General features: G+C 59.7%; 23 protein-coding genes. 6 read left to right on the top strand and 17 right to left on the bottom strand.

Translation table 11 applies throughout. The annotated features are described in order from the left end of the window. Window positions 1-99: 99 nt before the first annotated feature. From AC0T4W_RS10555 to fhuF, 4 genes are all read left to right on the top strand, one after another. On the top strand, window positions 100-2328 hold the full coding sequence (locus AC0T4W_RS10555) for a TonB-dependent siderophore receptor (RefSeq protein ID WP_476318933.1): 2229 nt from the start codon (window positions 100-102) through the stop codon (window positions 2326-2328). Then, window positions 2318-3316, top strand: coding sequence for a GNAT family N-acetyltransferase (locus tag AC0T4W_RS10550; RefSeq protein WP_476318932.1), 999 nt, complete (start codon window positions 2318-2320; stop codon window positions 3314-3316). The genes AC0T4W_RS10555 and AC0T4W_RS10550 overlap by 11 nt, the downstream gene beginning before the upstream one ends. Window positions 3317-3432: 116 nt before the next feature. Continuing rightward, entirely contained in the window at window positions 3433-4734 is a 1302-nt protein-coding gene (locus tag AC0T4W_RS10545) for a lysine N(6)-hydroxylase/L-ornithine N(5)-oxygenase family protein (protein ID WP_476318931.1), read from the top strand. A 16-nt stretch (window positions 4735-4750) separates the two neighbouring features. After that, window positions 4751-5497 carry a siderophore-iron reductase FhuF gene (fhuF, locus tag AC0T4W_RS10540; protein ID WP_476318930.1) on the top strand — a complete coding sequence of 249 codons (747 nt, stop codon included), beginning with the start codon at window positions 4751-4753 and terminating at the stop codon, window positions 5495-5497. A gap of 102 nt (window positions 5498-5599) precedes the next feature. On the opposite strand, the gene fhuB is transcribed toward fhuF, so the two are convergent. Genes fhuB through AC0T4W_RS10525 form a run of 3 tightly spaced genes read right to left on the bottom strand, consistent with a single transcriptional unit; the run spans window position 5600 to window position 9248 of the window. Then, window positions 5600-7615 carry a Fe(3+)-hydroxamate ABC transporter permease FhuB gene (fhuB, locus tag AC0T4W_RS10535; protein ID WP_476318929.1) on the bottom strand — a complete coding sequence of 672 codons (2016 nt, stop codon included), beginning with the start codon at window positions 7613-7615 and terminating at the stop codon, window positions 5600-5602. An 8-nt stretch (window positions 7616-7623) separates the two neighbouring features. Then, window positions 7624-8481, bottom strand: coding sequence for an ABC transporter substrate-binding protein (locus tag AC0T4W_RS10530; RefSeq protein ID WP_476318928.1), 858 nt, complete (start codon window positions 8479-8481; stop codon window positions 7624-7626). Beyond that, a complete protein-coding gene (locus AC0T4W_RS10525) occupies window positions 8481-9248 on the bottom strand; it encodes an ATP-binding cassette domain-containing protein (RefSeq protein ID WP_476318927.1) in 768 nt (255 codons plus the stop codon). Before AC0T4W_RS10525 ends, AC0T4W_RS10530 begins: the two co-directional genes overlap by 1 nt. Before the next feature lie 737 nt (window positions 9249-9985). Between AC0T4W_RS10525 and AC0T4W_RS10520 the strand changes: the two genes are divergently transcribed. Together AC0T4W_RS10520 and AC0T4W_RS10515 are read left to right on the top strand one after the other, a co-directional pair. Further along, on the top strand, window positions 9986-10096 hold the full coding sequence (locus tag AC0T4W_RS10520) for a hypothetical protein (RefSeq protein ID WP_476323569.1): 111 nt from the start codon (window positions 9986-9988) through the stop codon (window positions 10094-10096). 810 nt (window positions 10097-10906) lie between these two features. Further along, window positions 10907-11188, top strand: a complete 282-nt coding sequence (locus tag AC0T4W_RS10515; RefSeq protein ID WP_476318926.1) for a helix-turn-helix domain-containing protein — start codon at window positions 10907-10909, stop codon at window positions 11186-11188. A 1115-nt stretch (window positions 11189-12303) separates the two neighbouring features. On the opposite strand, the gene istB is transcribed toward AC0T4W_RS10515, so the two are convergent. From istB to AC0T4W_RS10445, 14 genes are all read right to left on the bottom strand, one after another. After that, window positions 12304-13059, bottom strand: a complete 756-nt coding sequence (gene istB, locus AC0T4W_RS10510) for an IS21-like element helper ATPase IstB (protein ID WP_476318925.1) — start codon at window positions 13057-13059, stop codon at window positions 12304-12306. A gap of 17 nt (window positions 13060-13076) precedes the next feature. Next, window positions 13077-13616, bottom strand: a complete 540-nt coding sequence (locus tag AC0T4W_RS10505) for an outer membrane lipoprotein-sorting protein (RefSeq protein ID WP_476323566.1) — start codon at window positions 13614-13616, stop codon at window positions 13077-13079. A gap of 244 nt (window positions 13617-13860) precedes the next feature. Beyond that, window positions 13861-16158 carry an efflux RND transporter permease subunit gene (locus AC0T4W_RS10500; RefSeq protein WP_476318924.1) on the bottom strand — a complete coding sequence of 766 codons (2298 nt, stop codon included), beginning with the start codon at window positions 16156-16158 and terminating at the stop codon, window positions 13861-13863. A gap of 26 nt (window positions 16159-16184) precedes the next feature. Continuing rightward, complete coding sequence (cysC, locus tag AC0T4W_RS10495; protein ID WP_476318922.1) at window positions 16185-16850, bottom strand: adenylyl-sulfate kinase; 666 nt, start codon at window positions 16848-16850, stop codon at window positions 16185-16187. Window positions 16851-16867: 17 nt separating this feature from the next. Next, entirely contained in the window at window positions 16868-17488 is a 621-nt protein-coding gene (locus AC0T4W_RS10490; RefSeq protein ID WP_476318921.1) for a sugar O-acetyltransferase, read from the bottom strand. A gap of 25 nt (window positions 17489-17513) precedes the next feature. After that, the gene (locus AC0T4W_RS10485; protein ID WP_476318920.1) at window positions 17514-18254 is read right to left on the bottom strand and encodes a class I SAM-dependent DNA methyltransferase; all 741 of its coding nucleotides are present in this window, start codon (window positions 18252-18254) and stop codon (window positions 17514-17516) included. 92 nt (window positions 18255-18346) lie between these two features. Then, entirely contained in the window at window positions 18347-18703 is a 357-nt protein-coding gene (locus AC0T4W_RS10480; protein ID WP_476318919.1) for a DUF1801 domain-containing protein, read from the bottom strand. 62 nt (window positions 18704-18765) lie between these two features. After that, window positions 18766-19158 (bottom strand): VOC family protein, encoded by a 393-nt coding sequence (locus AC0T4W_RS10475; RefSeq protein ID WP_476318918.1) that lies wholly within the window; start codon window positions 19156-19158, stop codon window positions 18766-18768. Window positions 19159-19169: 11 nt separating this feature from the next. Beyond that, window positions 19170-19979 (bottom strand): 4'-phosphopantetheinyl transferase family protein, encoded by an 810-nt coding sequence (locus tag AC0T4W_RS10470; RefSeq protein WP_476318917.1) that lies wholly within the window; start codon window positions 19977-19979, stop codon window positions 19170-19172. Then, entirely contained in the window at window positions 19976-24025 is a 4050-nt protein-coding gene (locus tag AC0T4W_RS10465) for an amino acid adenylation domain-containing protein (protein WP_476318916.1), read from the bottom strand. The genes AC0T4W_RS10470 and AC0T4W_RS10465 overlap by 4 nt, the downstream gene beginning before the upstream one ends. Continuing rightward, window positions 24022-24336: an acyl carrier protein gene (locus AC0T4W_RS10460; RefSeq protein WP_476318915.1), complete on the bottom strand. Its 315-nt coding sequence runs from the start codon at window positions 24334-24336 to the stop codon at window positions 24022-24024. The genes AC0T4W_RS10465 and AC0T4W_RS10460 overlap by 4 nt, the downstream gene beginning before the upstream one ends. Beyond that, window positions 24329-24763 (bottom strand): type II 3-dehydroquinate dehydratase, encoded by a 435-nt coding sequence (locus AC0T4W_RS10455; RefSeq protein ID WP_476318914.1) that lies wholly within the window; start codon window positions 24761-24763, stop codon window positions 24329-24331. Before AC0T4W_RS10455 ends, AC0T4W_RS10460 begins: the two co-directional genes overlap by 8 nt. Then, complete coding sequence (locus AC0T4W_RS10450; RefSeq protein ID WP_476318913.1) at window positions 24741-25412, bottom strand: HAD-IA family hydrolase; 672 nt, start codon at window positions 25410-25412, stop codon at window positions 24741-24743. Before AC0T4W_RS10450 ends, AC0T4W_RS10455 begins: the two co-directional genes overlap by 23 nt. Continuing rightward, entirely contained in the window at window positions 25405-26049 is a 645-nt protein-coding gene (locus AC0T4W_RS10445; protein ID WP_476318912.1) for a sulfotransferase, read from the bottom strand. Before AC0T4W_RS10445 ends, AC0T4W_RS10450 begins: the two co-directional genes overlap by 8 nt. Between the last annotated feature and the right edge of the window lie 37 nt (window positions 26050-26086).

The following is a 26086-nucleotide window of genomic DNA, read 5'->3' as shown; positions in this document are numbered from 1 at the left end:
TTGTCTTAAAAACTAAATTTTTTTCGTGCTGGTTCGTCTAGTAGGGGTATGTATAATTAATACGAATCTTTCTTATTAGGTTTAACTACGGAGCAGTATATGAAACAGCAGTCGAAGTATCTGGCCCGAGCCCCTTTCCCCAGAGCACGCCTCCCCCTGGCAATGGCTTGTGCGCTGGGTGCGCTGAGCTTTAACGCTCTGGCAGAGGAAGCGGCTCAGAAACCGCTGGAACTGGACGCGCTGTACATCAGTGGCGAGTTGGATAGCCCGGTCGGCGAAGACCAGGGCTATGTGGCCAAGAACAGCCGTAGCGCCACCAAAATCAATACACCGCTGCATGAAACACCGCGCTCGGTGTCAGTGGTAACCGAGCAGCAGTTGCGAGATCGCAACGTACAGTCTGTCAGCCAGGCGCTGCAGTATTCGGCCGGCGTGCAGGCTGGTTTTTATGGTGAGGACAATAAGCAGGACTGGTTTATCATCCGCGGCTTCAAACAGGCCAACCAGGGCCTGTTTATGGACGGCGCACGGGTATTTTCCAGCGGCTTCTATAGCTGGCAGCTCGACCCTTACATGCTTGAGCGCGTTGAAGTGCTCAAGGGTGCCGCCTCCGTGCTCTACGGTCAGACACCGCCTGGCGGCTTGATCAACCTGCAGAGCAAGCGTCCTACGAGCAACCAGAAAAACGAGATTGGCCTGCAATACGGCAGTTTCGACCGCAAGCAACTGCAATTTGATGTGGGTGGTCAGCTGGATACGGAGGGCAATGTGCTGTACCGCGTGGTGGGGTTGTCCCGCGATACCGGCACTCAGGTTGACGATGTGGATGCCGAACGGTTGTTGTTGGCACCTTCCATGACCATCAACTTCGACGCTGACACTTCGTTGACGCTGCTGGCCAGTGTGCAGAAAGACAACTCTGATCCGCAGCTGCAGTTCCTACCGTCCAGCGGCACTATTGCCACTAACCCCAATGGCAAGATCGATACCGACACTGCGGTGGGCGATCCGGGCTATGAAAAATTCGACCGCACCCAGTACACCCTGGGGTACGAATTCAATCATCGCCTGAACGACGCCTGGGACTTCCAGCAGAACCTGCGCTACGGCCACATGGACGTAGAACTGCGTCAGCTCTACAGCCTGGGCTTTGTGAACGACTACGTACCGGCCTTTGATCCGAACAAACGCCTGCTGGTGCGCGGCCTGACCTATGAAGACGGCCAGGCCGATAGTTTCTCCACCGATAACCGTCTGCTTGGCACTTGGATCGGGGAAAACTGGGAAAATAACCTGTTGGTCGGCTTTGACTATCAATTGCTCAATATCGACGCCAAGAGTCCGGCTTTTGACCCTGGCTTTGGCGTAGTGCCGGTGCTCGACCTTTACAACCCGAAGAAATCCTCCTTGGGCTTCCCAGGCCAGACCACCGTCAACTATGGCGAACCCATCGGCGACTTCGCGGTGCAGGAAAAGCAAACCCGTGCCGATCAATTCGGCTACTACGTGCAAAACCAGCTGAAACTGGATAACTGGGTGTTGCTGCTGGGCGGTCGTTACGATGAGTCGCGCAGCGAATTCGACAACCGCACCACTGGCGTGGGTTACGACATCAAGGACCAGTCATTTACCTGGAGCTCTGGCGTGGCCTATGTCATGGATAACGGCTTGACGCCCTATGCCAGCTACTCGCAGTTCTTTATGCCGGTCACCAGCCTTAACACCAGTACGGGGCGTCCATACGAGCCAGAGGAAGGCGACCAGTACGAGCTGGGCCTGAAATACCAGCCGCCTGGGATGGATGCCACGTTCACCGCAGCCCTGTTCGAGCTGACCCAGGAGAACGTGCGTAAGACACTGCCAGGCGGCATTCAAACTCAGCTTGGCGAAGTGCGTAACCGTGGACTGGAGCTGGAAGCCCAGGCCAACCTCACGGAAAACCTGAGCATGGTGGCCAGCTACACCAAGCTAGACCCACAAACGACCAAGAGCACCCGCCCAGCCGAAGTGGACCGCAAGCCTGCCAATGTCGCCGATGAAATGGCTTCGTTGTGGACCAACTACCAGTTCCGTGGCGGTCTACTCGACAACTTGAGCATCGGCGCTGGCGTACGTCATACCAGCTCCAGCTATGGCGATAACACAGAGACGCTGGAAGTACCGTCCTATACGTTGATCGACGCCATGGTCAGCTATCGCATCCAGGATGTACGCCTGCAGCTCAATGCCAATAACCTGACGGACAAAGAATACATCAGCGCGTGTGACTACTACTGCTGGTACGGCAACCGCCGCAATGTCATCGCCAGTGTCAGCTATGAGTTCTGATCACCTGCAACCATTACCGCTGCCCTCTGGGCAGCGCTTGGTCGGTCGTGACGACGGCGCCACGCTGGCCCTTCATCTGGATGAGCGCGCCTTGCTGCGCGTCCGTCTTGAGGGTGAGGTGCTGGCACCCCTGGAGTTGGCTACGCAGCAGCAGAGCGAAGCTCTGTGGGCGTTGGCCTACTGGTGTTTTACCCGCGAACCGCAACGCCAGCGCCTGGTGTTGCGTTTGGAGCAGCCTGATCCAGCACTGCTGCACAGCGGCCTGCTGGTGGCTGAAGATGGCGAGTTGCGCATCGAGCGTGCGCTGTTCTGGCAACTGCCGGGGGCGTTCTTGCGCAATGCCAGCCACGCGGGTTATCCGCAGCAGATGGTCATGCACGCAACGGGGCGTCGTCATCCACGCCGCGCGCCCAAGCCGGTCGGTGAGGTCTACCGACGGTTCGACAGTAACCTGGGTGCCTGGATTTCCCTGCGCACGCTGGATATCGAGCAGGATCTGCAGCGTTTCAATCGCTGGCAGAACAGTGCCCGGGTAGCGGCGTTCTGGCAGGAGGAGGGCGATTTGGATAAGCATCGCCGCTACCTGCAAGAGCTGGCCATAGATCCACGGGTACTGACCCTGATCGGCTGTTTCGACGATGAACCGTTCGCCTACTACGAGGCCTACTGGGCCAAGGAAGATCGCATCGCGCCGTTCTACGCCGTGGACGATTACGACCGAGGCATCCATATGCTGGTGGGCGAGGAAAACCATCGCGGCCCACACAAGGTGGCCAGTTGGCTGAATGCCCTGACCCACTACCTGTTTCTCGATGAGCCACGTACCCAACGGGTGGTCGCCGAACCACGCGCCGACAACGCCAAGATGATCGGCCACATGCAGGCTCAGGGTTATCACCAGACCAAGACATTCGACTTCCCGCACAAGCGTGCTGCACTCATGCTGCAGTCCCGCGAGGTGTTCTTCGAGCGTTGCCGCTTGGTATGACAATAAAATGAGCCGCGCCTGAGCGCGGCCGTGAACTGATGAGGCCGGGCGAGGCAGGTGCCCCTTTGGCTCACCTGCACTCCACATCAATCATCCGCTGCGGATCGGGGCCTGACATGAGTATAGAAACACTGGAATACGATGTAATCGGACTGGGCTTCGGCCCTGCCAACCTAGCGATCGCCGTTGCTCTGGAAGAAGACTCACGGGTGCGCGAGCAGGGCTTGCGTTACTGTTTTCTGGAAAAAAAGCCAGACTTTGAATGGCACGGCGGCATGTTGCTGGACGACAGCCGCATGCAAATTTCCTTTCTAAAGGACCTGGCTACTCTGCGTAATCCAGCGAGCCGCTATACCTTCATCAATTACCTGCATCAGCAGCAGCGTCTGGAATCCTTTATCAATATCAGCACCTTCACGCCCTCGCGCCTGGAGTACAACGACTACCTGGGCTGGGCTGCCAAGCACTTCGCCGACCGCGTGCATTACAGCGAAGAAGTCATTGCGGTCGAGCCACTGTTGGAAGCAGGCGACGTGACCCGGCTTAAGGTGATTTCACGCCTGGCCGATGGGCGCACCCGCAGCCGGGTAACGCGCAATTTGGTGGTCAGCATCGGCGGTGAGGCGGCAGTGCCTGAAGTCTTTCGTCCGTTCAAGGACGATGCTCGGGTGATCCACTCCTCGGCCTACCTTGAGCGTATCGAGCAAGGCTCGGGTGCGGCGCCACGCCGTTTGGCAGTCATCGGCTCAGGGCAGAGCGCCGCCGAAATATTCAACGACCTGTGCGCTCGTTATCCGGATGCCGAGGTATCCATGGTGATGCGCAGCCAGGCCATGCGCCCGGCCGACGACAGCCCGTTCGTCAATGAGATCTTTGATCCGGCCTTTACCGACGTGGTCTACGGACAAGCTCCGGAGGTGCGCGAGTCATTCATCCAAGCCAACGCACAAACCAACTATTCAGTGGTCAACCTGGACCTGATTGAGAGCATTTATCAGCGTCTGTACCGGCAGAAAATCACTGGCCATGCACCACTCAGCTTACTGACGCAGCGTCGTATCGAGTCGGTCAGTGCGCAGGAGGAGGGCGTGAGCCTGACTCTGCAGGGACCCGATGGTCGTGAGGAGCGTTTGTTTGACCGGGTGATTCTGGCCACCGGTTACCGCCGCGACGGCTACAAGCGCCTGTTGGCAAGCCTGGAAGGCTACCTGGGTGAAGGCGTGGAGCGTGACTATCGCCTCTGCTGTCAGGCGCAGATGCGCGCTGGCATTTACCTGCAGGGTTGCTGCGAGGCCAGCCACGGCCTGAGCGATACGCTGCTGTCGGTACTGGCGATACGTTCCCAGGAAGTAGTCGACGCATTGCTGGATAATCGCCGCTACCGACAATTACAAGGAGTCACCAGCGCATGCGCCTGATCCTGATGGAGGGCCGATGATTCCAGCCATCGCCCCGCTGTTCCAAGGGCCTTTTGCCCATTACCGCGATGTTTTGACCCTGCTTGATGACCCACGCCCGGCACTGTCCGGGCGTGAGTTTGTCAGCAACTTGCGTCTGCAAGAGCAGATGCTGCGCTTCGCTCCTGAGCACGCTGAGGGTGATCGCCGGGCGTTAATGTCGCTGTGGTCCAAGTACTACTTTCTGCGCCTGATTCCACCTGTGCTAGCGGCCGGCCTGATCCTCAACTGGCGTTTGCCGCTGGATTTCGACGATATCCAGGTGGTGGTTGGCGCCGACGGTTTGCCCGAAGCCTTTAAGCTGCCCCATGCCGGCGAGCGTTGGAGCAGCAGCCCGGAGAATGGCTTTGAGCGTTTCGCCGGGCTGTTGGACGGCAATCTGCTGCCTTTTATTAGCGCCTTGCGCGGCCATCAGAAGATTGCGGCGCGGGTGCTCTGGAGTAACGCGGGCAACTACTTCGAGTGGTTTATGTCGACCCTCGACGGCCTGCCGTTCCCTAAGCCTATGCTGGCCCAGGGCTTTGAAATATTGCAAAGCACGCTGCGCCCGGATGGCAGCCGCAACCCGCTGTACCAACCCGTGATCTATGTACCCCAAGAGGAAGGTCGCGCGCCTTGGCGCCAGCGCAAGCAATGCTGCATTCGCAACGAGTTGGGCATGACAATGTGTGACAACTGCCCGTTGCTGGACGTAGCACCAACGGAAGTCGCCGTGCTGGATTAGCCGTAACGGATTGGCTGTGTTGGATAGCCACGCGCCGACTGGCGCGCGTTGCGGGTATGCCTAGCAGGCCGTTGAAAACGTAGGTAGTTTTTCAACGGCCTGCTAGCGGCGATACAAACACAGCATAAAGTAGGCGCCGCCCAGCAATGAGGCCAATAGGCCTGCCGGTAGTTGCGCAGGGAACAGTAGGGTGCGCCCTAGCCAGTCAGCTAGCACCATTACCAGCGCCCCCAACAGTGCTGCGCCCAGCAGCTGCGGCAACGCTCGGGCCAAGCCGAGCAGGCGCGCCAGGTGCGGTGCCAGCAGACCGATAAAGCTCAGCGGTCCAACTATCAAAGTAGCGCCTGCGGTTAGCAGCGCCGCGAGCAGCAACAGAGCGAAGCGGCTGCGCCCCAGCGGCACGCCTAAGGCGCGCGGGGTCCCGTCGCCCAGCGGCAAAATCTCAAGCCAGCGGCTCAGGGGCAGGGCGGCGAGCAACAGGACAAGGCTGCAAACCAGTACCCACACCGCCATCTGCGGGCCCACGAAATAGGTGGAGCCCGACATCCAGCTCAGCAGGTTCTGGCCGCGAGGGTCTCCTCCGGCAAGCAGAATGACCTGCATGGCATCGAACAGTGCAGTGATGCTGATGCCGATCAGCAGCACCCGCTCTGGGGCAAAACCACTGCGCCGCGACAGACCGAGAATGATCAGCAGGGTCAACCCTGCGCCCATCCCACCCAGGGCGAGCTTCGCCAGAGGGCCGGAATAGGGCAGCAGGAAGAGCAGGGCGATCAGTCCCAAAGCCGCGCCGGCACTGATCCCTAACACTTCCGGACTGGCCATGGGGTTGCCGGTGAGGCGCTGAATCAGGCAACCGGCTACGGCCAGCATGCAGCCCGCAGCCGCTGCGGCCATCACCCGTGGCCAGCGCCAGTCGAGCAGCGCCGTATCACTCAAGCTCCAGTGCCAGCCGTCCAGCCCTTTGCCTTGGCCAAGAGCCAGCAGCAAGCCGCCCATCAATAACAGGCTCAACGCTAGCAACCGGCGCCACGGCAGGGGATGGCGGTAGAAGCCAGCGCCTTGTTCACCCTGCGGTTGGCCACCAGACAACCGCAGGCGGGGTAGCAGCCAGAGCAGCAGCGGGGCGCCGAGCAGGGCAGTGGCCGCCCCTGTGGGTACAAGTTCGGCTAAAGCGCCGGCCAGGCGTTGAATCCCGAGGTCGGTAAGCGCTAATAGCAGGGCCCCGAGTACTGGGGCCCAGACCAGACGTTGTGCGAAACGTCGGGCACCGAGCAAGCGCACTAGAGCCGGCGCCGCCAGGCCGATAAAGCCAATCACGCCGACCACACTGACGACGCAGGCGGCCAGGTATACGGCCAGGCCGAGGGTCGCGAAACGCAGAAATCGCAGCGGCACACCCAGGCTCTTTACTCCGCTGTCATCCAGCTCAAGCAGGGCTAGCGGGCGCAGCAGCGGTAGTATCAGCAGCACCCCGAGCAGTAAGCGAGGCAGCAGGAAACTGACCCCGCTCCAGCTGTTCTGGCTGAGCGAGCCGGAACCCCAGATAAATATCGCGTTAAGGTCCTGCTGCTGAACCAGCATCAGGGTGACGTTGAGCGCGCTTAGATAGAGCGTCACCACCAAACCAGCAAGAATCAGGGTTAGTGGCGCCAGGCCACGACGCCAAGCTAGGCCAAATACCAGCAATGACGCGACGGCGCCACCGGCCAGGGCCACCCATTCACGGCCAAAATCCAGCAGCCAGGGGGCCCACAGCGTTGCCACCAACAGACCGAGCTGGGCACCACTGGCAACCCCTAGAGTGGTTGGCGAAGCCAGAGGGTTACGCAGCACCTGCTGCATCAACGTGCCGGAGAGCGCCAGAGCTGCACCGCAGAGCAGTGCCATCGCCAGGCGCGGCAGCCAACTGAAATGCAGAATTACCTGGCGCATATCAGCGTCATCAGGCTGCACGGCGGCTTGCCACCACTGTTGCACGGGCAGGCGCTGGCCCAGATCGGCCAGGGCAAAGCCCAGAGCCAGTATCAGCAGCAACGCGCAGAGCCAGCTCGGGTGACTGGCGAAGCTGAACCGCGCGCGCGTAGGAAGAGTCCCGTAGGCTAACTGGTCGGTCATGTGGTCGGTCATGGCGCGGCCTCGGACATCAGGCGGGATTCCAGCAACAGAGCGAATCGCTCAGCAGCCAGCAAACCGTTGAAACTCCATACCGGCGGCAGATCGTACAGGCGCTGCTCACGCACTGCGGGCAAACGCTGCCACAGCGTACTTTGCGCTAAGCCTTCGCGAGTGCCGGGGGGTAGGGGTTCAAGATAGAGCAGGGCGGCACTGGGTTCTTCGGCCAGGCGCTCGATACCTTGCTGGGTGAAGCCCCAATAATTGGTCGGTCCCGACCAGGCGTTGTGCAGACCAATACGATCCAGCACACCCTGATAAATGCTTTGCTTGCCGAACAAGCGCACATGCCGTGGATCGAGAAACGTCATCACATAAAACGGCGGCAGTGTTTTGTCTGCCAGGCGCAGCTTGATGCGCGCAAGGGTGGCGTCGACCCGCTGGATCAGCGCTTCGGCCTGCGCTTGACGGCCGAGCAGTTCGGCCAGCTCACGCGCCACTCGTTGCGCGCCCACATAGGCCTCATCTTGCTGGGTGTAGATCGCCAGGGAATGCACAGGCGCGATGCGTTCAAGCTGTGCACGGCTGCTTTCGAACTGTGGGGTAATCAGAATCAGGTCCAGTTTGAGTTGGCTCAACAGCTCCAGATTGGGTTCAACGCGCAGGCCCAGGTCGATGACCCCCATCGGTAACTCGGGCTGCAGCACCCAACGCCGGTAACCCTCGGTTTGCGCCACAGCGATAGGCGTTACGCCCAAGCCCAGCAGCGTCTCAGTCAGCCCCCAGTCGATGACCGCAATGCGCGGCGTGCGCAGATCGGCCTGTGACGACAGGCTGCAAAGCAGCAGCAGGCAGAATAGCCAGCGCATCAAACCACCACTGCAATGGGTTGCTGGCCACGCGGATGGCTGACCACCTGCATGGGCAGGCCATAAATGGCTTCTAGATTACTGTCGGTCATCAATTCAGTCGGGCTGCCATCCAGCAGCAAGCGCCCGCTGTGCAGTGCAAGCAAACGGTCGCAGTAGCGGGCGGCCATGTTGATGTCGTGCAACACCACAATCACGCTGAGCCCCAACTGACGGCTGAGCTGCTGAACCAGGCCGAGAACCTCGACCTGATGAGCAATATCCAGTGCTGAAGTTGGCTCGTCGAGCAAAAGATACCGGCTGTCCTGCGCAAGCAACATCGCCAACCAGACACGCTGACGCTCACCGCCAGAGAGGCTGTCGACCATACGCTCAGCGAAGCGTGCGGTATCCGTTAACTCCAGCGCTTCCCGAACCTTGGCATGGTCCTCAGAGCCGAATCGGCCCAGCAGGCCGTGCCAGGGATAACGACCGAAACCAACCAGCTCACGGACACTAAGGCTGTCGGCGGTCGGCAACTGCTGCGGCAGATAGGCAACCTGGCGGGCAAAATCCCGATCCTTCCAATCGCTCAGCGGCTTGTTGTCCAGTAACAACTGGCCTGCACTGGCCGGTTGCTGGCGAGCGAGCATTTTCAGTAGCGTGGACTTGCCTGAGCCGTTGTGACCGATCAAGCCGACCACTTGCCCCTGAGCGATATCCAGCGTCAGAGGGTGCAACAGGGTTCGCCCCGGCAGACTAAAACTCACTGCGTCGAGTCGGAACATGGACAATCCTTGCGTGCCTGCATCAGAGAGGCGCGAATTTATAGCACTTAATATTCAATATCAAATGATAATTATCCAGCTCCCTGCGCTGCTGCCTTCTCAGGCTAAAACTTCGTATAATGTATATTATGTTAAATTACATATGTGGAGCGGGTGGAATACGGCAGGCTTCAATCCCTGCTCTATTCCACCATTCACTTCGGCCAACTCGCGACTTCGGAATTTCAAAACTTTTCCCATGAGACTCGCAAGCACTTCGGATTTTTTAGCGAAAATTTAGAACAGCCTCGCCTGAAAATTCTCAATTTCGAAATTTCCTCTCCACACAACCAGCCTGAAGCACGCAAGCCTTGCGCTTTCAGTCCACCTAAAATGGATCAGACCTAAACCCATTCCATCACCCAACGTGACAAGTGAACCCTATGGTTTCTCCTCATGCCCAAATGGCCAATTCACCTTCCGAGGTTCGGAAGCCAACGGATTATCTGACTCAGGTCAGAACCGAGCAACTGAGCACAACTCAGCATTTTCTTGCTGGCAAAAGATAGTTTCGCGCTGCAAGACGTCCGTGCCATGGTCTCCATTTCCAAGCTCTACGCATAAGGTCATTGATCGAATTTTGGGCAAGTCGAAGCCAAAAAAACTGATGACGGTACCTCAAGACTCAATGCTTCACAGAGCGCAGTAGCCTTTCAGTTCACCAAGGTTCTTGAGTACGCAACCACGGTTTTGGCAGTCTGCCGCTTGCCGAAGAATGGCTTCAAAAACCCTGTAGGCATCTGGCAGATCTTGTTCCTCTCACTCTGGTGGAAACCCACTTGGATTTAGAGCAATTGAAGACTACCTAGGACGAGTTGCGAGCTGGGGGTCTACTAGTAGTCCTTTTGATGCTCTGTGGGCCCGAAAGTGATAGGTTTAATGAGTAATAAAAGCGGCAACAGACCCAGCTTTACGGGTCACACGTACAGCGTCAAATCTGGGCCCTGCTAACTCAGGATCCGCAAGTTATGCTTGATAATGTTGTGGCGAGAACGAAGCTCGCGCCCTTCCCATTCGATCTGGATCAGGACTTCGCCCTGGTTGCCTGGCAATTTTGGCTTCGAGTTTTGCAGGGGGCTCGGACTAGGCTCGAAGGTGGTGTCCTGCGGAGAAAATAACCGCCGTTGTCCGAAGCTTAGCCCTGCCACATGCTGGATGTGTGCTGTAGCTGCTCCCACCTTCTACTCTGTAAACGTAACCCGGATGGTTGTTCTCATCATCCTCTGCGATACACACCTCAGTAAGAGGCTCCATCAGCCAGTTCTTTTCGCCCCTGAGGTGGCCTGGTGACACCAGAAATGCTTGGGACAACCATAAGCGGTCGCCTAGCTCCCCAAGCACCTGCTGTAGTACTGGGACCGTCGGAATCATAAGCATGCTTCCTACTTGTTCATCTCCGTAGTCTCGAATTAGCTCCACGTAAAACCACGGACAATGAATATCCTGCTCTACAAACTGCCAGTGCTGTACTCGAGGATCTCCAAGAATGCCTCCCGGAAGAAGCTCTGTATGCCTGTACGTCATAAACATAGCAATCCCCTTGAAAATATTAACAATAGTTAATGGTGATCTGAGGTTCAAGCCTGCTTCATCATCCCTTTTACGGGGAAGAAAAAGTGATGGAGCTGAAGCGCGCGTTTGGCATGGCACTTAGAGACACTAGGAAAGCTCGAAATCTCATTCAAGAGGATTTTGGGGGCGTCAGCAGCCAAACGTACTTGAGCCAGCTGGAGGCCGGCACAAAAGGACCTAGCCTGGAAAAAACGCATGAACTTGCTTCTGTAATGGGCGTCCACCCTTTGACAATCCTGGCTCATTGCTACCTTCTAGTAGATGACACGCTCACACTGGAACAACTCTTTACGCGTATTCGTACAGAGATAGTAGGGAGCTCTGAGTGAGCTGCCAGGCGACTGAGGGTGTCGGAGCTCTCAAGGCTTTAGCTCCACACGTTAGAAATTTGGCGCGCAGGAAATGAAATAGGCGACCTACTAGAGGTCGCCTTGAACCAAGTTTCTTCACCGATACTAATGCCCGGGAGAGGAAGCTCTTGGGCTGCCTGATCAAAATAACATTGACTCGGCAGATATGCCCAGTTGTTCTCTTCATTCTCGGCTTCGTCAATTTTAAAACCGCAACCCAGCCAAGCACATCACGAGCTCACGCCGGCATTCGCGTTCCAGACGTAGGCGGGACTGCTTGCTGCGCGATGGCCCCCCTTCTCTCTTCTCCCTTGATGTTTCGCAGACTATGGCCCGCTTGGTACTCCTTAGTAATGATGCCGATTCAGACATACCTGCCCTGATTTGGATTTGATATGCGTGCACCTTGGCTACGCGTTTATACGCCGTTGTTCGATGTTATCCAGCACGGGCACCAAGGCCTGTAAGACGCAGGGGCTGGCCCCGCCGCGAGCAAGGATAAAAAAGTGAGGTAAAGGGGGTTTCGTACAATACTGTCTATATATACAGTAATTGAGAAGTCCGCCAACTGGTCGATGACCTGCGATCCGGCACCACCCTCAATGCCATAAAGGAAGCTCTATGCTCGAATTCGCCCTAGTACTCGTGTTCATCTCTGCCACTTCAGCCTTGCTCGGACACATAGCCAACGTCCGATCTTCTCCGGAGAAGCTAGCTTGGTACCTGCAGATAAAGAGGTGGAAAGCCCATCAGTACTCGATGGCACTGTTCGTGGGACTGCTACTCGTCCTGTATGCCGTCACCGGTATCAGCCAACTGACAGGCTGGAAACCACAACAACCTATTGGGCTGATGCTGCTAACCGCAACCTGTATCACAGCGGCAGCTTACCTCTGGTTTTACTGGGACCTGACACCGAAGGTTGCTGAGTACAAAAGCCTTTTGAAGTACATAGGTGCGCTACTATGCGCATTCCACGCCATCCGGCCACCCAGTCCACGCTTATCCGGCCGGGATTTCCACGCACATCCGGCCACCCGTTCCACGACCATCCGGCCGGGCAGTCGGAGCGCAGCGACGCAGGGGTGGCATTGTTAGTCTGAGGTGCCCGGTGCCGTCAATTTCTTCGCCCGCTTGCGCATCGATTCGCCCTTCAAATTGATCCGGTAGGCGTTGTGCACCAGGCGGTCGAGGATGGCGTCGGCCAGGGTTGGATCGCCGATCAGTTCGTGCCAGTTGTCCACCGGCATCTGGCTGGTCACGATGGTCGAGCGTTGGCCGTAGCGGTCGTCCAGCAGCTCCAGCATGTCGCGGCGCTGTTCGGTGGTGAACGGTGCCAGGCCCCAGTCGTCGAGGATCAGCAGGTCGGTCTTGGCGTAGCCGCTCATCAGCTTGGCGAAGCGGCCGTCGCCATGGGCCAGGCCCAGTTCTTCCAGCAGCCGCGGTAGGCGCAGGTAGCGCACGCTGTAGCCGTCCCGGCAGGCCTGGTGGGCCAGGGCGCAGGCCAGCCAGGTCTTACCGACGCCGGTCGGGCCGTTGATGATCAGGTTGAGGCCGTCGCGTAGCCACAGACCGCTGCTCAGCTGGAGGATCAGCGCCTTGTCCAGCCCGCGCGGGGCGCGGTAGTCGATGTCTTCGAGGCAGGCGTTGTGCTTGAGCCGGGCCTGGCGCAGGCGGCTGCTCAGGCGCTTGTCGTCGCGCTCGGTCAGCTCGCGGTCGACCAGCAGGCCGAGGCGTTCTTCGAAGCTCAGGCTGTCGATGTCGGGCGTTTTCAGTTGTTCGGCGAGGGCTTTGAGCATGCCGTGCAGGCGCAGGGTCTGGAGCTTATCTAGGGTTGGATGGGGCAGCATGGTGGGGTTCCTTGGGTTCAGTGGTAGTAGCCGGGGCCGCGCAGGTTGGCATGGTCGTCCGGTAGCAGGGGCAGGTTCTGTTGAGTCAGCGGCAGGTTTTCCAGGCCTTGGCGCAGGATCGATTCGAGGCTCTTGTAGCTACAGGCACCGAGGCTCAGGGCGCGTTGGCAGGCGGCTTCCAGCCGCTCTTCGCCGTGGTGCTTACCCAGGCGCAGGATGCCCAGGCAGGCCCGGTAGCCATGCTGTGGATGCACGCGCCGTTCGGCGCACTGGAAATCGCCGCAAGGTTCATCGCGCAGCCACTGGTAGTCGTAGTTACCGACCTCCATGGAACCAATGTCTTCGTAAGAAAACTCACTGCCGGAAAACGCGCCGGAGCGGTCGGCAGCGGCGACGCGCTTGACCCGTTTCAAGGCAGGCAGATACAGCCAGACCTGGTCGCCTTCCTTGATCTTGGAGTGGATCAGTACCCTTGAGTTTTTGATATTGTCGGGCGCTTCGAACGTCAGCAGCACCTTGTCCCCGACGGCCTTGCTTTCCGTTTCGAAGCTGTTCATGCGCATGAAACGATCGGTGCTGGCGCCGCCTTTTTCCACCAGCGTCAGACGAATCTTTGCCAAGGTGTCCTGATACCCCAGGTCACTGTCGCGCCACAGATGCGCATAGTGCCGCCCGCGCTCCTGGTCCGTGTCGGCCAGCACAAGAGGGTGTTCGAACGTGCCTGCGACCATCAGGCAAGCGGCAAGCAGTGCTTTGTAATTCATGGTGGATTCCTTGTGTTTATGTTTGCTTGAGGTCGGGTCAGGCTTCGCGGGGCGCGAGTTTTATTGCCGACCGCCCCCACAAAAAGCGGTCGAAGGTCAGCAGGACCAGCGGCAGGCATAGTGCATCGAAGATCAAGCCGAGGAAGATCGCCAGCACCGCCAACAGGCCAAAGTCGGCATTCATGGAAAACGGCGACAAGGTCATGACCATGAACCCTGACGCCAGGATCACCGCGTTGGCGAATACCGACGGCAATACATGCTGGTAGGTGCGACGCAGCGCTTCGCGTGGCGGATGCCTCTGCTCCAAGCGCTGGGTTTTGTAATGACTCATGATGTGGATGGTGGCTTCCACGATCAGTCCGTAGACCACCACGCACACATTGATCGCTGCGGTGTTGACCTCACCGCGAAGCAACCCCCAAATGCCGAACATGATGAAAAACGGAAACACGTTGGGCAGAATGCTGATCAGCCCAAGGGCCGCGTTGCGCAGAAACAGCGCGACCATCAGGGTAATGGTCACAAGTTCGAACATCAGGCCGTTGACCATGTACTCGATGCTGATATGCGTCAGGTTGGCGAACACCACCGCCTCCCCTGTTCCCAGCCCCGGGACCAGTGCAGCGCGGTCGGCGTTATCGCGCCACCAATTGTCGGCGCGCGCTTTGATGTCGCGAATCTGCTGGGTATCCAAACGAGTCAGGGTCACCACCATGCGGGTGGCCGACTTGTCGATGTTGATTTGACTGCCCAGGTCCATGCCGAACGGCAAGGACATCTCATAGACCAGCAACATCTGCGCCGCCATCGCCGGATCATGCGGCAGCCGGTACTCCTCCGGGCGCCCGCCATTCATGGTCTGGTTGAGTTTCTTCAGCGCATCACTGAGCGTGGTCACCGAGTCGACTTCCGGCTGGGTCCTGAGCCATTGGGTAAACCGGTCCAGGTCTGCCAGAAAGCGTGGGTCAGCAATGTCGCCGGTGCTAGAGGTGGCGACGTACTCCAGGCGATAGATGCCGGACAAGTTATCCATCGCGAACTCGGTAGCCGTGCGCACCGGAATGCTGGTGTCGAAGTTCTCGACAATCCGGTCATTGATGAGGTTATTGCGCGCAGGTTCGATCGCGATCACGAACAGCGCGAAAAACCCCAGCAACCAGAGTTTGGGGTAGCGCAACAGCGGCCCCATGTACAAAAAGTAACGACGACTGGCTGCGCCTTCGAGCGGTTTTAGCCGCAGCAGAGGGATCAGCACCGCCGCCACCGACAGGGTCACTATCAGCGCCATGACTGCACCGATCGCGGCCAGAACTCCAAATTCCTTATAGGGCGGGGACGCCGCGAACACCAGGCTGTAAAAGCCCACGGCATTGGTGGCCGTACCAATTGCTATCGGCTTGATGGTGTCTTTTATCGCCGCGCAGGCCAGGTCCACGCGACGGTTGCCATAGTCACCACTCATCTGTCGAGCCGCCGACAGCACATGCATGATCTCGGCAACCGAGGTCGCCAGTACGATGGTCGGCAGCAGGCCGGTCAGCGCGGTCGCCTCGAAGCCGAGCCAGCCGCTGGCGCCCAAGGTGGCGGCAGTGGCCATGCTGATTGCGATCAGCACCACCAGCAACGCGCCAAGGCTGCGCAACATCAATACCGAGGCCAGCAAAATGATCACGTACATCAACGGCGTGAGCACCGCCATGTCTTGTTGAGCGGCTTCGGGATAGGCCGCCTCGACCGCTGCCAGCCCCGTCAGATGCACCTGCAGCTCCGGGTTTTGCAGCTTGAAGGCCTCTAGCATCTGTTGCCCTTGCGCCGTGGCGGCAATCGCGGCATCCAGGGTCTGTGGCGGGAATTGCAAGGTCACCAACACACCCACGGTCTGGCCATCTGTCGATACCAGGCGCTTGACCAGTTCAATGTCGTTGCGGCCCAGGCGCTCCATCAGGCTGATGTGCTGCGGTGTCAGGTCGGCGGGCTCACGTACAAGCGCCTCGACGTGCACCGTGTCGCCTTCGGCAAACACGTGCTGGAAGTTAGTCACTGAGTCGACGCGATAGGCGTGCGGAATGTGCCAGGCCTGCTCGGTCAGTTGGTGCAATTGTTCCAGGTAACGCCGGGTGAACAGGCTACCCTCGGGGTTCTTGATCACGAAAAGCAAGGTGTCGGACTTCCCGAACTGACGATGCATCGCGTCCAATTGCTCGACGGTTTTTTCCCCCTCAGGGAAAAACGAGCGGTAATCAGCGGCAAACCGAATCGAGGTCATGCCCCAGGACAACCCGGCCACCAGCACTAACACGAGGGCAAACAAGGGGTAGCGATAGCGCTTCAACAAGCGCTCGAATGTCGACGTCGGCATCAGCCTCGTTCTCCGTTGCAAGGTGTGGGCGCCATTTGCGCTTGCTCAGCCGGGTGTGGGGTGGGCGCCGCGCAACGCTTGAGCACCATCGCCAGTACCTCGCGCACGCTCTCATCAATGCTGCGATCAGCGGTCTGAACCACGTATTCACAGGACAGCGGCGGCTCGTAGACACTGCCGATTCCGGTGAACTGCGGCAGCTCTCCGCAGCGGGCCCGCCGATATAGCCCTTTGGGATCACGTGCCTCGCACACCACCAAGGAGGTTGCGACATGCACCTCGACAAACGCCGGCGCGCGAAACAGCATCCGCGCCCGCAGACGGTCCTCGGCGAACGGCGAAATAGCGCTCACCAGCACCACGTAGCCGCTGTCACAAAACAGCTTGGCGACCTCAGCGAGGCGCCGGACATTTTCCTTGCGGTCTTGCGCGCTGAAACGCAGATCGCTGTTCAGGCTGGTGCGCAGATCGTCGCCATCCAATACCCGTGCGCGGATGCCGACATCGCCCAGGTACTGCGCCAAGTGGGTGGCCAGGGTGGTCTTGCCGGCGCCGGACAAGCCGGTAAACCACACGCACAACCCCTGATGGGCTGGCGCTTGCAGGATTTCGGTGCGCCGGGCAACCTCATCGCGATCAATCGGGCTCATGTCATCAATGCTCATAAAGTGTTCCTTTGAATTCACTCATAAACGGAGCGAATGATTCGGCAAGGGTTACCGGCTGCCACCACCCCGGCGGGTATCGAACGGCTGACCACACTGCCTGCGCCGATTACGCTGTCGTCGCCGATCTGCACGCCACCGAGCAGCGTGGCTCCCGCGCCGATCCACACATCATTGCCAATCGTGATCGGGGCAGCGCGCAATACGCATTTGAGTTGGCCGTCCACCCGGACTGAACGTTGCCGGGGGTGCACCGGGTGCGTCGTGGTCATCAGTTGCACGTTGGGCGACAGGTAGACGCGGTCCCCGATAACAATCCGATGACCGTCCAGAAAAGTGCAGTTCATATTGATGAACACGTCGTCGCCAATCTCGATATGCGTGCCGTAGTCGCAATAGAAACTGGGTTCTATCCAACTGTTTTCACCTAACTTTCTGAGCAACTTGGTGAGCAACGCTTGTTGCTCTTTAAACGCCAGAGGCGAGATATTATTTAACTGATGCTGCAAAGCCTTGGCACGAATATGCAGGCGTGAAAGTTCCAGGCTGGGAGAATGAAACCATTCTCCCGCGAGCATTCTTTCGCGCGCAGAACGGGTATCTCCCGCCTGGACAGACGCGACGTTTAAACCATCCATAGTGAACTCCGAGGTTCAGGTGCAATCAGCGAAAGGCACGCTTTTCGTAAACCGAAATATGTTTGAACGCACCGTCGACAAACGGCGCTTTTTCCCAATTGGCCCAACGCTGGACCAAGTGCATGCCCGCCAGTTGCGCCATCAGGTCGAGTTCCGCCGGCCAGGCGTAGCGCAGCTCCACCGGAATCACCTTGACCCCCTCGCTCTGCATGCGGATGAACCGGCAACTGACCCGCTGCTTGACCGCCTCATGCCGTGACGCTTCCAGGAGCACCTCGTTGCGCTCCAGCCCGCCGACGTACACCGGCTGGTCTTTGCCATAGCGTGAAAGGTCCGGGAAGAAGGTTTCGATCACCAGCCGCCCCTGCTCGCCCAGCTGAGCGCTGGCTGCCTGAAAACAGTTGACCTGGGCTTCCTGGGACAACAGCAAGAACAGTGAGCTGAAGGTACAGAACGCCATCTGGAAAGGGCCGCCCCGAACGCCTTCCAAGGTCGCGAAATCCGCCAGGGTCACGGGGACCCCAGCACCTGCAGGCTTGGCCTTGAGCTTGTCGAGCATCGACTGCGAGGCGTCGACACCATGCACATCAATGCCACGCTCACGCATGGGTAGCGCGAATCGCCCGGTCCCGATGCCCAACTCCAGCACCGGACCGCCACGATCGGCCAATGCCACCAAAGCATGAATCGCGTTCGCCGGCGCCTCTCCGTACAAGTCATCATAGATGTCGGCCAGCGTTTCACCGTAAGTACTGGGATCGCTCATATCCACTTCCGTTAGTTAGTTTATTCAGGGCAATACTTCCCCGTGCGGGGGAACCCCCCGCAGGAAAAAACACCGTTAACTACTGAGTTAAATCAATTGTCCAACGCTTGCCTTACATACGCTGTAAGGTGCTTGTCTTGCACATCCGACACGCTGAACAACTTGATATGGCGACGAAACTTGCCAGTGCCTTCCAGTACATGATGAGGGTCATCAAACCTGTAACCCTGACCGAACTCCACCGATACGTGACCGGTATAAGCGTAGACCCCGCAAAAGGGCGCTATCCGCGAAAACAGAATGCCCCCGTACTTGACCGACTCGGTCACGCCTCCACTGGTCTGGGCCACCACCTGTCGTACCTTCTCGACCACTTCCAACAGGGCGCCATGGGTGCTGCCAATATCTTCAAGTAATGCCGCCACTGCATCATCGGTTTTACCTGCCACGCTGTCCTCCTTGGATTCTTGGCTGGGATAGCTGCCTGCAATAGTTACAGGCAGCGTGAAGGTTATTGACCCACTGGCGTACAGAGTTCCACCAGGGTGCCTGCCGGGCAGCGCACGTAGGACACCACCTGCCCCCACGGTTTTTTCTGCACCGGCGCATGTTCGCTCGCGCCGGCCGCCAACGCCTTGGCATGCGCGGTGGGCACATCGTCGGTAACCAGGGCTATTTCAATACCCAAGGGCTTTTGGTGCGGGCTGCAAAACTCATAGCCGCCGTCGCAGTTCGACTCGGCCAGGCTGCGGCTGGCGAACGCAAGTGTGGTGCCACCGGTTTCAAGCTCGCCGTAGTCACCCGACTCATCCAGAAAGCGCCGCTTGAACCCAAAGGCTTGCTCGAAGAATGCAAGGGTGGCTTCGACCTGGGGTACATAAACAATCGTATATCCAAATTTCACGGTGCTTCTCCTTAGATGTTGCTGTTTATGAGGCTCGTGCCATAAGAACGACGATAGTGTTCGAGCCAGTGCAAATTTTCAGGGCATGGGCCAGATTGCGCCAGTGCAGAATCGATAAAAGTGCGAATTGTCAGGCTTGGCCCCCGTCGCGCCGCGACAGCCATCGAGTAGCCGGGCAGTGAAACCGTGTGCACGAACCGCCATGGCGACGGGCTGCGGGCCTCTTGAGCCGACGGTTCACAGGTAAATCCCAGCCTGGACCACGCCCGGCCTATCCCTCGCCCACTGGCCTTGACGCCTGCCTCTTTCAGGGTCCAGAGCCGATAAAACGCCGCTTCGCGCGCAGCCCCGGCGAGTTTGGCCAGCACGGCTTGCTCCGCGTGGCTGAAAAAACGCCGGCTCAAGCTTTGTGTATCGCGCACTTGGTGAGCCTCGACGTCGACCCCAACCGGTGCCGCGCTGACCGCCAGCACCAACAGGCCGTCGGTATGGGCCAGGTTGAAATGCACTGACGCACGGGCGGGCATCGCAAGCACAGGCTTGCCCGCCACCCCGTAACGCAGGGCGATGCGTGACGGCTCGCACGCCAGGTAACGGGCCAGAACCTCGCGCAGCCAGCCATGCCCCACCAGATACTGCGCACGCGCGGGGGCGGTCCCCAACCCTTGGTAGCGCACGCGCTCATCCTCGGCCAGCCAGGCCAGATACTGCGCGTGCCGTGGATGAGGCCTTGAGCCGTGCCACGGCAACCGCCAAAGGTCGACGCCCGCGTGGGAAGGCACGCCCATGGCAAGTTGCGGCACCGTCGATTGCCGGCTCATGGTTGGCCAGGCCTCGTCGCATGCTGCGCGGCCTGTTCCAGGCAGAGGATGACGTGCTCCAGCGCAGCCCCCGACAAGATGCTGTAGTGATCCGCAGCGATCCGCACGCAGGCCTCCTGCACCGATAACTCACTGAGGCGATGCAGCCCGCTGGCATGCCGTTGTTCACTGGCGTGCACATGCCAGGTAGGACAGGCCACAGGCTGGTAGCAGTAGTTGAGCAACGCCGCATAGTGCCGGCAAAACAGCACGAAACGCTGTTCGAGAGCCTGGTTCAACTGGGTTTCTTGCACCGCCCCTTCGGCCTGTATCTGTTCGGTGTGCAGCAGGTCGTGCTGGAACAGCTGTTGCAGCAGGGTCGGCGGCAGTTCCAGCACCTCGCCCTGGGCAGCGCCGGCATCGATAGTCACCAACGCCGGCAACTGTTGGCCGTCGGCGCTGAGCAAACGCGCGATTTCCACGGCGACCACACCACCGTACGACCACCCCGCCAGTACCACCTGGCGATAGTCGGCCAGCGGTTCACGCAATTGCTCGAAATAGGCCTGGGCCTGGGCGTTAATGCTCGCGAAATGCTGCTCGCTGTCCGCGCAAATGCCGACGATATCGAAGCGATCACGCAGGGCCTCAACCAGTGGCAAGTAACAGGATAGTGCCCCGCCCACCGGATGCACCAATACCAGAAGCGGCAGGTTCCGCAGCTTGTCACGGCTGAAGTGCACCAGGTTGCGCGAGCCGTTGGAGCGGTCCTGCAAATACGCCTCCAGCCGGCTGACCGATGGGTAGGAGTAGATGTCCGCCAGGTTCAACGCCAGCCCCATTTGCGTATTCAATGCCTGAAGAATATGCACCGCGTGAAGGGAGGACGCGCCCAGTTCGAACCAGGAGCGCTGCGGGTCAACCGCCGCCGGCAGCACGCACTGTACGCAATGGGACATCAACTGCTGTTTGGCGCAGAAACCCAGGCTTTGGGGTTCGCTGCAGGACTCGCCACCGCGTTGCAGCAAATGTTTCGTCAATTGCTGGCGGTCGACCTTGCCGTTGGCGGTCAGTGGCAGTTGCTCCACTTCGATGATCCGCGCAGGCACCATGTAGGGGTTCAGGTACTGTGCGCCAAACGCCAGCAGTTGCTGGGCATTGGGTGCAGGCGCGCAGTGTGGATCCAGCACGACCGCCACCAGTATGACCTCGGTTTGGTCCAGGCAGGCGGCGGCGTGCAGCACGCCAGGCGCCCTGCGGAACACGGCGTCGATTTCGCCCAGCTCGACCCGAAAGCCATTGAGCTTGACCTGCAGGTCTTCACGGCCCAGAAACTCCATCTCGCCATCCATTCGCAAGCGCCCCATATCGCCGGTCCGATACAGGCGCTGGCACAGGTCAAGGTCCTCAAAGAACGCTTGCTCGGTACGTTGCCGGTCATGGATATAGCCAACCGCCAAGCCCTCGCCGGCAATATGCAACATGCCTTTGACTTCCGGTGGGCAGCGTCGTCCCAGGGCATCAAGGATGTAGAAGCGCTGGTTGGCCAACGGCCGTCCGTAGGGAATGCTCGACCACTGCGGGTCCACCTGTTCCACCTCGAAACAGTTGGACCAGATGGCCGCCTCCGTGGCGCCGCCCAAGGCAACAAAACGCGAGCCTGGAGCGCTGGCGCGCAAGCGGTCGGGCAAGCTCAGGTTGATCCAGTCGCCACTGGCCATCCATAACCGCACCGACGGCGCCGGCGCCTGCAACTGGATGGCCAGGGCGTAGCTCAGGGCCATTTCCATGATCGCCGGCACCGAGTTCCAGATGCTCACACGATGTTCGCGCACGGCCTGGAGCCAGGCGTTCGGGTCAGCGCGCTCGGCGCTTTGCCCAAGCACCAGCGCACAACCGCTCAGGGCCGGCATAAAGAGGTCAAACACCGACAAGTCGAAGCTGAATTCGCTGACCGCCAGCAAGCGGTCGGTGTCATCGATCGCGAACCGCTTGCGGCAGTCCTGCAGGGTATTGAGTGCTGCCCGGTGGGTCACGCTGACGCCTTTGGGCACTCCCGTGGTGCCGGACGTGAACATGATGTACGCCAGGCTGCTGTCGACCGCCGGATAGGCCGGCACAATAAAGCCGCCCTGCCCATGACCGGCCACCAGCCACTGGCGGTAATTCAGGCACCAGTTCACCGGCGAGGTGAGGATGCCGGCGATGTCCTCGTCATCGTCACCCAGCACCGTCGTGGCCGCAGCCTGGTTGATTATCGAATGCACCCGAGCCTGCGGAGAGTGCTTGCTGACCGGCACATAGGTCGCGCCGGCCATCAGCGTGGCGTAGATCGCGATCACGTTCGCGGCATCATGGCTGCCTCGGATAACCACATGATCACTGGGGCCGACGCCATTTTCATTCAGATGACTGGCCAGACGACTGGCCTGGCACAGCAGCTGCGAGAAACTCAGGCCGCCCTCCGCATCGAGGATGGCCGGTGCATTCGGTCGCTGCACGGCCTGATACAGCAGGCCCTGATAGAGCGCGCCGCTGTCGAACGCGTGGCGGGTGTGGTTGAACGCATCGACCGTTGCCAGCAGCGCCGGACTCAAAGGCACCTGCGTGTCCTCCCATGTCCCGGGCTCGGTGGCCAGGCGTTGCAGGGCCGAGTGAAAATGCTCGAAAGCCTGGGCGACCACGCCCGGCGGGAACACCCCTTCACGCTCATCCCAAGACAACCACAGCACGCCGCCTTGTGAGAACGCCTGAGCGTCTATCCAGATCTGCGGGGTCATCATGGCGTGGTCCGTCTGCTCCAGCGGTACGGCCGGCAGCTCCATTTCCAGCAATGACGAAAACACATAGGGCATGGGCGGTTCGGCACGGCTGGCACGCTGATCGTGAAGCTTGATCCATTCACGCACCGCAGAGACACCATCGTAGGCGCCGTGCTGCATGGCCGCATACAAGTCTCGCTGCAGGTGTTGCACCGTCGCCGAAAAAAACCTGGGCCCGGTCGGCAGGTCGATCAGTACGGTATCGGCAAAATTACCGATGTTGCGCGCAAATTCCTTTGCTAGCACAGGGCGGGCGCTGTACATGACGCTGCTGGTCACCGTGGCCAGGCCCGACCAGCGCGCCAACGTCTGCAGATACACCGTCAGCAGCACCGCATTGAGCGACACCCGATGCCCGCGCGCCCGTTCGGCCAGGGCGTCGTACATCGCGGCCGGCAGCAGCACGCGATGCTCGATGAAGCGCCCAGGGCCGGCCGCCCCGTTAGGCTCGATGCCAGAGCGGCGCAACCTCGGCAAGTCGGGGCCACCCGCCAGTTTCGTGATCTTCTGCGCCCAGTAGCTGCGGGCCTTGAAGCGCGCCAGCCGGCTGGCGCGCACCTGGGCAGCAACACTGGCGGATGCATACTCGCCGAGTGTCGATTGCGCGCCGGTTCCGCAGGCGACCAAGGCCATCAAGTCGGCGATGAAAATCTGCACGCTGGTGGCGTCGAACAGCGCCAGCCGGTAGACCACATGCAAGCAACGCTCATCCGCGCTCTCAACGATCACCAGGCGAAACAGTGGCCGCTCCAGGGTCAACGCCGGGATCGGTGTGTCGCTCCCTGGCAATGCCGTGCAACGCCTGGGCGCCTGCCCTGCTACCGCAGCCACCCGCTCGACCGCCAGTGCCTGCCTGGCCATGGGCTTCAGACGCGGAGCCTGGGCGTCCAGGGTGTAATTGAGGATCGGATGGAGCGCCAGCATCGGCTTCAGCGCCGACTCAAGCTGGGCTTGTGAAGGCACATCCCCGGCATATACCAGGTGCAGATAGGCCGCGCTGCCCTGGGTGAACGCTGAGTGTTCACCCAGCCAATAGGCCTGCCGCAGGCCGCTCAGGTTCGCCGCCAGCGGATCGGGTTGCGCCAGGTAGCTGAGCAAGCGGGTTTTCTCCCGGCTCACCGAGTGACGAATGTCTTCAGGCAGCGCAGGCTCGTCACAGTAGTACTTGAGCTTGCCGGCTTCTTCATACAGGTGCACGCCGCGCTGTTCCCAGCTTTCGATCAATGTCGCAACAGACTGGCTCACAGCTCGCCCTCCGACACACTGGGCATCAACGCCTGCCGCGCCGAGGCCAGCAACGCACTGACGAAATCGGTGAAGCTGGCCGTGGCGACGATCAGCGTTAGATCTATTCCGGCCTCACCGCACATCTGCGGGTGGCGATGTTCCAACTGCACGCATAACTGCAGCGCCTTGAGTGAATTGCCACCTTGCTCAAAGAAGTTCTGCGAGGCCTGCAGGCTGCCCGCCGGCACGCCCAGCAGCTCATTGCACAGTTGCAGCACGTCGGCCAGCAGCACGGCATGCCCCGGCACCGCTATCGAGACATTACCCATGGTCACGGCCCACCAGCACAGACGCTGCCACGGCATAGGCATCAGTGCCCATGCCGGCGATAAACCCATGGCACAGCGGAGCGATTACCGAGGTATGGCGGAAGGCTTCGCGGCTGAACAGATTGGAGATATGCACTTCGATCCAACACCCCGGATAATCTTCCAGCGCATCCCGCAAGGCCCAGCCGGACATCATCAGCGCCCCTGGGTTGATGATCAGCGCCGCGGCGTCGCGATTGGCCTGGACAAAGTCGATCAGCTCGCCTTCGTGATTGCTTTGCAAGGCAAGCACCGACCAGCCCTGCGCCGCCGCCACCACAGTGACCTCATGCGTGATGTCGGCCAGGGTTTTGCTGCCGTAGACCTCGGGCTTGCGCAGCCCCAGGCGCCCCAGGTTAGGACCGTTAAGCAAGAGTAACGTGGGCATGACGCGGCTCCTCCAGCAAGGCCAGGACGTGACGCGGATCGCTCAGTTGATAGTCGCAAGCATGCGCCCGGACCTCAGCGCCAGGGTTATCCCAGAGGGCCAGCGCAGTCTGCATGCCCGCGCCTTGCCCGCAGAGCAGGTCAGCCACCGCATCCCCCAGAAACAAGGTACTCGCCGGTTCAAGCCCCAGACACCGGACAATCTTCAAGGCCATATCGGGCGCCGGTTTCGGGTTTTCGACATCGTCACTGCCCACGATGCAGGCGAAATAGTCGATCAACCCGAGACTGTCGAGAATCGCCTCGGTACGCGCATGGTCCTTGCCGGTGGCCACAGCCATGGCAATACCCTGCTCACGCAAGCTGTCGAGCAATGGGCGAATACCGTCAAACACCTCGATACGATGCATGCGCGCATTGCTCTCGCGCATAAACACCGCATGCATGGCCAGCGGCAGTCCCATGCGCTGCATGATTTGCGGGAAGCTGCGCCCCAAGTGTTTGCAGTACTCGCTGAACGGCGGTGCGACGGACTCAGCGCCCACTATCTCGGCGTGGGCGACATGGTAAGCCTCGGCAATCACCTGCTTGCTGTCGATGACCGTGCCGTCAAGGTCGAAAATAATGGCGCTGATCGCGGATTTAGACATGGGCAGCTACCTGCGTGGCAATGTGATGGTCCAGACGTTTGTCCACGGTCTGCACCATGGCATTCACGGCCAGGGGCACCGGGGAAAGAAACTGAGCAGCCCTGGCAAACTCGGCCTGAGGTGTCGCAAGCACCTGCTGATAGTCCAGCTCCAACAGCTGCATGTTGGGCCGTGAGCGCACCCAGGCAACGACCTTTGCCACATGCTCGTGATACAGCCGGGCTAATGCCTCGCCCTCCACTTCCCCCCAGATATTGCCCGAATGATGGGCCGCCATATCGCGCTGGGAACGGATTACGGCCTCGATGTCGCGGTGCATGAACACCACTCGGTAGCCATGCGTGGCCGGCAGGTGCATCAGGAATCTGGACACCAGTTTGACCGCCCGGCCACGCGCTTGGTCCATCCACGTGAGGTAGCTGTCCCTGGACTTCACTGCCTCCCACTCGAAGTAGCCATGGGGATTGCGCCCGTCGCCCTGGCGTACGTTGTCGGTCAGTAACGGCATGCCGGCGCAGCCCAAGGCGCGCATCATCATCGATGTGCCGGAGCGCGGTAACCCGGAAACGACGGACACAAACCCCGCGTCGCCCGCGACGCAGTCCGGTACATTCATGCAGCGATATTGCTTAAGCATCCCAGCTCCTCATTTACTCAACCCTGGGGTGGCAACC

The sequence above is a fragment of the Pseudomonas sp. C7.1 genome, from assembly GCF_056312395.1.
The sequence above is the reverse complement of the archived record's forward strand: the minus strand, read 5'-3'. Positions and strand labels throughout refer to the sequence as shown.